Annotated in this window: 9 protein-coding genes and 2 pseudogenes; 4 read left to right on the forward strand and 7 right to left on the reverse strand. The window is 67.2% G+C overall.

Annotated elements, in window-relative coordinates; all coding sequences use genetic code 11:
- From C8J30_RS18435 to cbiM, 7 genes and pseudogenes are all read right to left on the reverse strand, one after another.
- Nucleotides 1–111: transposase (locus C8J30_RS18435; RefSeq protein ID WP_146227936.1), on the reverse strand; the 111-nt coding region annotated here is incomplete at its 3' end.
- A gap of 72 nt (nucleotides 112–183) precedes the next feature.
- A pseudogene (locus C8J30_RS19180) lies at nucleotides 184–607 on the reverse strand (IS481 family transposase); the annotation flags it as partial.
- Nucleotides 583–990, reverse strand: coding sequence for a hypothetical protein (locus C8J30_RS18950; RefSeq protein ID WP_146227962.1), 408 nt, complete (start codon nucleotides 988–990; stop codon nucleotides 583–585). The pseudogene C8J30_RS19180 and the gene C8J30_RS18950, both read right to left, overlap by 25 nt.
- 361 nt (nucleotides 991–1,351) lie before the next feature.
- Complete coding sequence (gene nikR / locus C8J30_RS17675; protein ID WP_110807395.1) at nucleotides 1,352–1,834, reverse strand: nickel-responsive transcriptional regulator NikR; 483 nt, start codon at nucleotides 1,832–1,834, stop codon at nucleotides 1,352–1,354.
- A 62-nt stretch (nucleotides 1,835–1,896) separates the two neighbouring features.
- Nucleotides 1,897–2,637 carry an energy-coupling factor ABC transporter ATP-binding protein gene (locus C8J30_RS17680; RefSeq protein ID WP_245909926.1) on the reverse strand — a complete coding sequence of 247 codons (741 nt, stop codon included), beginning with the start codon at nucleotides 2,635–2,637 and terminating at the stop codon, nucleotides 1,897–1,899.
- Nucleotides 2,638–2,663: 26 nt separating this feature from the next.
- Entirely contained in the window at nucleotides 2,664–3,509 is an 846-nt protein-coding gene (gene cbiQ / locus C8J30_RS17685) for a cobalt ECF transporter T component CbiQ (protein ID WP_110807385.1), read from the reverse strand.
- Nucleotides 3,510–3,518: 9 nt separating this feature from the next.
- Nucleotides 3,519–4,571 (reverse strand): cobalt transporter CbiM, encoded by a 1,053-nt coding sequence (cbiM, locus tag C8J30_RS17690; protein ID WP_110807387.1) that lies wholly within the window; start codon nucleotides 4,569–4,571, stop codon nucleotides 3,519–3,521.
- Between the two features lie 230 nt (nucleotides 4,572–4,801).
- Between cbiM and C8J30_RS17695 the strand changes: the two genes are divergently transcribed.
- The 4 genes and pseudogenes from C8J30_RS17695 to C8J30_RS19425 form a co-directional block, all read left to right on the forward strand.
- Nucleotides 4,802–6,004, forward strand: coding sequence for an ABC transporter substrate-binding protein (locus tag C8J30_RS17695; protein WP_220033831.1), 1,203 nt, complete (start codon nucleotides 4,802–4,804; stop codon nucleotides 6,002–6,004).
- Nucleotides 5,950–6,381: a periplasmic substrate-binding domain-containing protein gene (locus tag C8J30_RS18955; RefSeq protein WP_220033832.1), complete on the forward strand. Its 432-nt coding sequence runs from the start codon at nucleotides 5,950–5,952 to the stop codon at nucleotides 6,379–6,381. Before C8J30_RS17695 ends, C8J30_RS18955 begins: the two co-directional genes overlap by 55 nt.
- Nucleotides 6,382–6,452: 71 nt before the next feature.
- Nucleotides 6,453–7,250 (forward strand): annotated as a pseudogene (locus C8J30_RS19420) (ABC transporter permease); the annotation flags it as partial.
- A 22-nt stretch (nucleotides 7,251–7,272) separates the two neighbouring features.
- On the forward strand, nucleotides 7,273–7,712 hold a 440-nt coding region (locus C8J30_RS19425; protein WP_146227963.1), incomplete at its 3' end, for an ABC transporter permease subunit.

A 7,712-nucleotide genomic window follows, 5' to 3' on the forward strand; every position in this document is an offset into this window, starting at 1 on the left:
ATGCACGCCGTGCTTCACCACCAGCTCGGCGATCGTCGCCTCGCCACGAATGGCTTCAAGCGCCACCTTCGCCTTGAAGTCCGCGCTGTAGTTCTGCCGTTTGCCAGCCACGCTGTTCGTCCTCGTCTTCCTTGGCGGCAAGCTTAGCAAACTGTCCGCTGGCTGGGGATCACCTCACTCCCAAGCTGTCTTTCGGTCAGCCGTTGCAACGAGTTGCGCGACGGCGAACTTGGATGTGCGGTCGATGCCGACGAAAAGGTAGAGCTTGCCCTCGGCGGTCTGAACTGCAGCAATGTCGATGTGGATCGAGCCTGCGTGGTCGCCATCGGTTCGAGATCCGCTGGCGAGGGCCGATGGGGTAGCGCTTGAACTTCTGCCGCCTGGGCTTGTCGCCTTCGACATCCGGCAGGCGCGAGTCGTCCGGTGGCAGCAATGTGTGCCGCCGGAATGTGACAACCATCGCCTCTTCGGCCTCGGTCAGCACGGTGGACCGCGGTTCCGTCGGCCCGGTCTTCATGTCCTCGACCGTCGCGCGCTTGCGCCACTTCGCCACCGTCTTCGGATTGATGCCGAGCTCCCGGCTCAGCTGCGCGAGCGAAGCTTGCGATCATTCGGGCCAGCCCTTGAACCGATGGCGGGCAGGCCCTCATTATTGCTGCTCTTACGGCGTGCCCTCGCCAGCGCGCTTGAACCGGTGGCGCCGCGCTGGCTCGATCGTGGCGCTGCCATGACGAACTTGTCCCAAAGTGCTTCCTTCCATTCTTGCGAAAGGATCGCACCATCAAACCGTGGGATCAAACACCTAGCAGGCAACACCGCGGATGCAGCCCGGCGACTCGCTCCGTGAGTCTGAGATGTATTGGACGCCACTCCGCGGCGCCGTGACATCAGCGCAAAGCTCGGCATCGTCGCGACTGGCGGTTTGCCGATTGTGAGGTCGCGGCATTGCACCTGCAGAAACGTGAAATAGCTGCCGTTCGCCGGTTCCATGCAGGACTGCGCATTTGCACAGACGGTGGCCTTCGCGTTCAGGGGGGCACGCCTTGCGCGGCCGATGCACTCCGCCAATCGGAAGATCGATGAGCAGAGCCGGTTTCTGCGAAGCGGCCATTCAATCATTGTGCCGAGAGACGATGCGATTGAGATTGCTCCGGCCGTATTTCTGGTGGCTGCTTCGCGCTTGCATTGGTGCAAGAGTGGGCTGGGGGTTCGCTACCCTGATCGGCTCTCGCGGCGCGATCCTCGCAGACTGCAATGCCTGTCGGAAACCGACGAGGCGACCAGATTCAGGGGCGCGAGATCGTCTCGTTCCGCCATGCGGCTGGGCTGCAGCTGTAGGGTCGTCGCGACGTCAGCTGGCGCCGCGATCCGCCCAACGCTCCTGCACGCGCAGATGTTCGTGGGTATGGGCGCGGCTGCCGTGCAGGTGGAATTCGACCTCGGTGCGCACCGGCACCAGCGCGGTTTGCCCATGCAGCACGCCCCGCTGCAGGAACAGCGAATTGGCATAGGCCGTGACCGAGGCCACCGTGCCGCGCATCACCGTGACCTCGACGGCCGCCGTATGATCGAGCGGCACCGACAGCGCGGCGATCGCCGTGTCGTGGTGGCGCTGGCGGCTTTCGGGAACGGCACGGCCCAGATCGCGCTGCGAGGGATCGAGCGCATAGGAAATCACGCCGACGCATTCGGCCTCTTCGGGCGCATCCTCGGCCAGACCGCGCCGCACCAGATCGCGCAGCGCCTCGGACCGGTTCGAAGCGCCCGAACGCGCCATGAAGGCGTCAAGCGCCGCCAGAAGATTGTCTTCGATGGTGATGGTGACACGCTGCATGGGACCCTCCTGCGCCTTCCTCGCATGGCGGCAGATGTCGCACAAGCCGGTGAAACGGGTGGTCACCCGACCGCGGGGATCGCCTGCGCGGGCAAGAGCCGGGTGCGGCGCAAAAGCGCCGTGTCAGCCAGAACCGAAGCCGTCGGCCCCTCGGCCACCACCCGCCCGGCTTCCAGCACCACCACATGATCGGCGATCCGCGCCACGACATCGAGATCATGGGTCGAAAAGATCAGCGTCCTGTCGGCCGCTTGCGCGCCAAAGCCGGTCTCGAGCCGGGTCACGATGTCGTCCGTCGCCTGCGGATCGAGCGCCGCGGTGGGCTCGTCGAGCAGCAGCACCTCGGGGTCAAGGATCAGCACCGAGGCCAGCGCCACCCGCTTCTTCTCGCCTCCCGAAAGCCGGTGCGGCGGCCGGTTGGCCAGCGCGGTGAGCCCGAACGCGTCAAGCATCCGCGTGACGGCTCCGCGGATCCGCTCGCGCGGCCAGTGCAGCTGCAACGGGCCGAAGGCGAGTTCGTCAAAGACCGAGGGGCAGAAAAGCTGCACATCAGGGTTCTGGAACACGAAGCCGACGCGGCGGCGAAAGGCGATGGCGGTGGCCTCGTCGGCCAAGGCGGCGGCGCTGAGCGGCGCGCCAAGCGCCTCGATCCGGCCCGCCTCGGGAAAGTGCAGCCCGTCAAGGAGGCGCAAGAGCGTCGACTTGCCCGAGCCATTCGCGCCGAGAAGCGCGATGCGTCGACCGCGCGGCAGATCAAGCGTGACGCCGGAAAGTGCAGCCACGCCCTTGTAGGAAAAGCTCACCTCCGACAGGCGAAAGACACAGTCATTCATCGCAAGACCAGCGCAAGGCAAACCGGGACAAGCGCCAGCAGGAAGGCCGCGTCGCGCGCCCGGAAGCGGAAATCGTCGAGCAGATGCACCTCGCCGCGATAGCCGCGCGCGATCATCGAGAGATGCACCTCGGTCGCCAGATACAACGAGCGTTCAAACAGTGTGCCCGCGATGCCCATGGCGAGCGCGCGGGCCGCACGCGCATCAAGCCGCCCGACCATCCGGCTGCGCCGCGCCTCGAACAGATCAAGCGTGGTTTCGGCCAGAACGAAGATGTAGCGATGCGTCATGCCGAGGATCATCACCCCCGCCCGCGGCACGCCAAGGCTGCGCAGCGCCTTGAGCACCTGCGGCCAGGGGGTGGAGAGCACGAGCAGCAGCGCCAGAGTTGCGGTGGTTTCGGCGCGCAGCGTCAGAAACGCGGCCGAGCGCAGGCCTTGTTCGGTGATCGCCAGCCCGAAGGGCAGGGGCAGGAGCGCCTCACCCGGAACCAGCACCAGTGCGGGCAGCGCGATGACGCCGGTGAAGGCCGCCACCACGCCCCAGACCTGCCGCGCCAACCTTCGCGGACCGATACCGGAGGCCGTCCCCAACACCACCGCAAGGGCAAGGACAAGCGCCAGCGCCACCAGCGACTGCGTCCAGACGGCGGCCAGGATCAGCGCAAAGATCCCCGCCACCTTGGCGCGGGGATCGAGGCCTTGCAGCAGTCCCGGCCCTTGCGCCAGCGCAACCGCGTCGTCGGCATGGTGCATCAGCCCTTTGATGCCGCCGGAAATCCGGGCGACGAGGTCGGTTTCGCCATGCCCCGGATGGCTGTGAACGAAGGATTGCTCGCCCATGTTTGCCGATCAGGCCTGACGCGGCCGGGCGGCCCGCAGGCGCGCCCCGAGCAGCACCAGCGCCGTGACAAGGGCCACACCGACGAGCGCCGAAAGCACATAGCCCAGCGTTTCGTTTTGCAGGAAGACGGGCGCGTAATCGGGCATCGGCGCGCGCCAGACATCGGCCAGTCCGGCAAAGCCGCCGGGCAGGGTGTCGGGCGGGCTCATGCCCCCCGAAGCGGTGGCCATGGCGGCGCGCCCCTCGGCCGAGGTGAAATCATCCGCGCCCCATTCGCCCCAGGCCGTGCCCGAGGCGATCAGCCCCAGCGGGCTAAGCACGACAAGCGCCGCAAGCCCCGCCCAAAGCCAACCCAGCGCCGACCAGCCGCGCCCCTCGGAGACCGATTCCGAGCGCATCAGCAGATCCGGGTTCGACCGCTGCAGCCAGGCGACGATCCCGGCGGTGGCGATGAATTCCGCCGCCCCCGCAATGGTCAGATGGGTGATCGCCATCGCGGGCACCGCGACAGAAAGGAGGTAAGGCGCATAAAGCGGTGCCCCCCCGGCATCGGTGAAGAACATCGGCTGGACGCCGAATTCAAGCGCCGCGATGAGGGCCGAGGCATTGATGCCCGCATAGCCCGCAAGCCCGGCCACGATCACCTGCCGCCGCGCGCCGACCGAGGCCCCGGCCGTGCCGATCCGCCAGACTGCCCAGGCCACCATCGGCCCGACCACCGCCATGTTGAGGCAATTCGCGCCAAAGGCGGTGATGCCGCCATCGCCGAAGAACACCGCCTGAATGAGCAGCGCGACCGAAATCGCCAGCACCGCCGCCCATGGCCCAAGCAGGATCGCCGCAATGCCAAGCCCCACCGCATGTGCCGTGGTGCCGCCCGGAATCGGCAGGTTGAACATCATGATGACGAAGCTGAAGGCCGAGACGAGGGCGATCAACGGAATCGTGCGGGCATCCTCGACCCGTTCGATCTTGCGCATCGCGCGGATCCAGAACGGCAGCGTCACCGCGAAAGTCACGGCGCAGGTGGCGGGGCTGAGGTATCCGTCGGGAATATGCATGTCAGGCATCCTGATGTGAGCCACCGGCCGGGCAGAAGCCCTCTCGGTATGATTTATGCATCATTTCGTCATAACTTTGCGCTGTCAAGAAAGTCCTGCAACGCCGAAAGACTTGCGCAGAAGACGCAGGCAAACGCCCCCGCAGGCGGGAAATCCGTCTGACAGCAACGCGATTCGTATGATTAATTAGTATAAAAATCACACGATAAAATCATACGCCGGGAGGCGACATGCGAAAGACCACCTTGAAACTGATCCCGCTGGCCGTGCTGAGCGCGCTGTCCTTGGCAAGCCCGCTGCAAGCCGGTCCGGTGCCGCCTCTGGTTCTGGCCGTGGGCGGCGAGCCCGAGGGCGGCTTCGATCCGGTGATGGGCTGGGGGCGCTACGGCAACCCGCTGTTTCAGGCGACGCTGCTCAAGCTTGATGCCGATCTGACCATGGTGGGAGATCTGGCGACGGGCTGGAGCCTCTCGGCGGATCGGCTGACCTGGACGATCAAGCTGCGCACGGATGCGAAATTCTCCGACGGCACGGCGCTGACGGCCGAGGATGTGGCCTTCACCTTCAACACCGCGCGCGATGCGGGCGGGCTCGTCGACATGAAGATCCTGCGCGAAGCCCGCGCCATCGCCCCCGACACCGTGGAACTGGAACTGACGAAGCCCCAGATCACCTTCACCAGCCATCTGGTCGGGCTCGGCATCGTGCCGAAGGCGCTTTACGGTAAGGACTACGCCCGTCATCCGGTCGGCGCGGGGCCGTTCCGGATGGTCGAATGGCGCGAGGGCGAGCAACTGGTGGTCGAGCCCAATCCCTATTGGTATGGTGGCAAAGTGCCCTTCCCGCGGGTGAGCTTCGTCTTTGGCGAAGAGGCGGCCGCGATTGCGCTGGCGCAGACCGGGGCGGTGCAGGTGGCGGCCGTGCCTCCGGCCGACGCGGACGGCCCGCCGCAGGGGATGCATGTGCTGCATGCGAAAACCGTCGACAACCGGGGCGTGATGTTCCCCATGGTCGCCGCCGGGCAAAAGACCGCGGATGGCAAGCCGATCGGCAATGACGTGACCGCCGATCCCGCGATCCGCCGCGCGATCAACCAGCTTCTCGACCGCAAGGCGCTGGTCGATCTGGCGCTGAATGGCCACGGCAGCCCGGCGCATGGCCCGGTCGATGGCCTGTCCTGGGATCAGCCCGAAAGCGCGCTGCCCGATGCCGACCCGATCGCCGCCGCCGTCACGCTGGAGGCGGCGGGCTGGGTCGATGCAACGGCGACGGTCTGCGCGAAAAGAACGGGCAGGAGGCGCGGTTCACCCTTGTCTATCCGGCCTCGGATTCGCTGCGGCAGGCGCTTTCGCTGGGCGTTGCCGAACAGGCGAAGGCGGTGGGCATCGCCATCGAGCCCTCGGGCAAAAGCTGGGACGACATCGACAACGTGATGCACCGGGATGCGGTGCTGTTTGGCTGGGGGGCGCATGATCCCTCGGAAATCTATGCGCTGTATCACGGCAGCTTCGCCGGGGTCGAATATTACAACACCGGCTATTACAAGAACCCCGCCGTCGATGCGCATCTGGATGCCGCGCAGGCCGCGCCGGATTTCGCCGCTTCGCTGCCCGAATGGAAGGCGGCGCAATGGGATGGCAGCACCGGCTTTGGCGCGCGCGGCGATGCGCCCTGGGCGTGGCTGGTGAACATCGACCACAATTACTGGGTCAGCGATTGCCTTGACCTTGGCCCGCTGCAGATCGAGCCGCATGGACACGGCTACCCGATCACGCAGGGTCTGCAAAACTGGAAATGGACCTGCAACTGATGGCCCGAAACTGGCTGGCGCAGCTGCTTCTGGACCGGCTGATCCGGCTGATCTGGCTGTTGCCCCTGGCGATGGCGGGGCTCTTCACGCTGGTTTCGCTTGCGCCCGTCGATCCGGTGCAAGCCTATGTCGGCGCGCGGGTGGCGCAGGTCGGACCCGAGCAGCGCGCCGCCATCGCCGAAGCCTGGGGGCTTGATGCCCCCGCGCCCGAGCGGTTCTGGCTCTGGCTTTCCCATCTCGCCTCGGGCGATTTCGGCACCTCGATCACCTATAACGCGCCGGTGCTGGACCTGATCGCCGACCGGGCCGGGGCGTCGCTCGCGCTGATCGGCACGGCCTTTTGTCTGGCGCTGGGGGTGGGCTTCACGCTTGGCCTGCTGGCGGCGGCGATGCGCGGGCGCTGGCCCGACCGGCTGATCCGGGGATTTGCGGTGATGCTCTCGGCCAGCCCCGGCTTTTGGCTGGCGATCCTGCTGGTGTCGGTCTTTGCGGTGGGGCTGGGCTGGCTGCCCGCCTGCTGCGCCGCGCCGCCCGGGCAGATTGCCGCCGAGGTGGGGCTTTGGGCGCGGCTGACCCATCTGATCCTGCCCGCCATTACGGTCTCGGTCGTCGGCATTTCGGCGCTGATCCTGCACACCCGCGCCCGCGCCACGGCATTTCTGGAAAGCCCGGCGGCGCGGCATCTGGCGGCGCATGGCGCCTCGAACCTGCGGCTCGCCTTTCGCTACGGCGCCCGCCACGCGCTTGGCCCGGCGCTGACGGTGCATCTGGCGGGGGCGGGGGAACTTGTCGGCGGCTCGGTTCTGGCCGAGACGATCTTTGCCTGGCCGGGGCTTGGGCAAGCCACCGTGCGCGCCGCCACCGGGGCCGCTGATCCGGGGATTTGCGGTGATGCTCTCGGCCAGCCCCGGCTTTTGGCTGGCGATCCTGCTGGTGTCGGTCTTTGCGGTGGGGCTGGGCTGGCCGCCCGCCTGCTGCGCCGCGCCGCCCGGGCAGATTGCCGCCGAGGTGGGGCTTTGGGCGCGGCTGACCCATCTGATCCTGCCCGCCATTACGGTCTCGGTCGTCGGCATTTCGGCGCTGATCCTGCACACCCGCGCCCGCGCCACGGCATTTCTGGAAAGCCCGGCGGCGCGGCATCTGGCGGCGCATGGCGCCTCGAACCTGCGGCTCGCCTTTCGCTACGGTGCCCGCCACGCGCTTGGCCCGGCGCTGACGGTGCATCTGGCGGGGGCGGGGGAACTTGTCGGCGGCTCGGTTCTGGCCGAGACGATCTTTGCCTGGCCGGGGCTTGGGCAAGCCACCGTGCGCGCCGCCACCGGGGCCGATGC

The sequence above is a fragment of the Rhodobacter viridis genome (assembly GCF_003217355.1).
GTDB lineage: Bacteria > Pseudomonadota > Alphaproteobacteria > Rhodobacterales > Rhodobacteraceae > Rhodobacter > Rhodobacter viridis.

Coding starts and splice junctions, on each gene's coding strand:
- C8J30_RS18950 (WP_146227962.1), bottom strand. CDS start 990: ATGGAACCGGCGAACGGCAGCTATTTCACGTTTCTGCAGGTGCAATGC.
- cbiQ (WP_110807385.1), bottom strand. CDS start 3,509: ATGGGCGAGCAATCCTTCGTTCACAGCCATCCGGGGCATGGCGAAACC.
- nikR (WP_110807395.1), bottom strand. CDS start 1,834: ATGCAGCGTGTCACCATCACCATCGAAGACAATCTTCTGGCGGCGCTT.
- C8J30_RS17695 (WP_220033831.1), top strand. CDS start 4,802: ATGCGAAAGACCACCTTGAAACTGATCCCGCTGGCCGTGCTGAGCGCG.
- cbiM (WP_110807387.1), bottom strand. CDS start 4,571: ATGCATATTCCCGACGGATACCTCAGCCCCGCCACCTGCGCCGTGACT.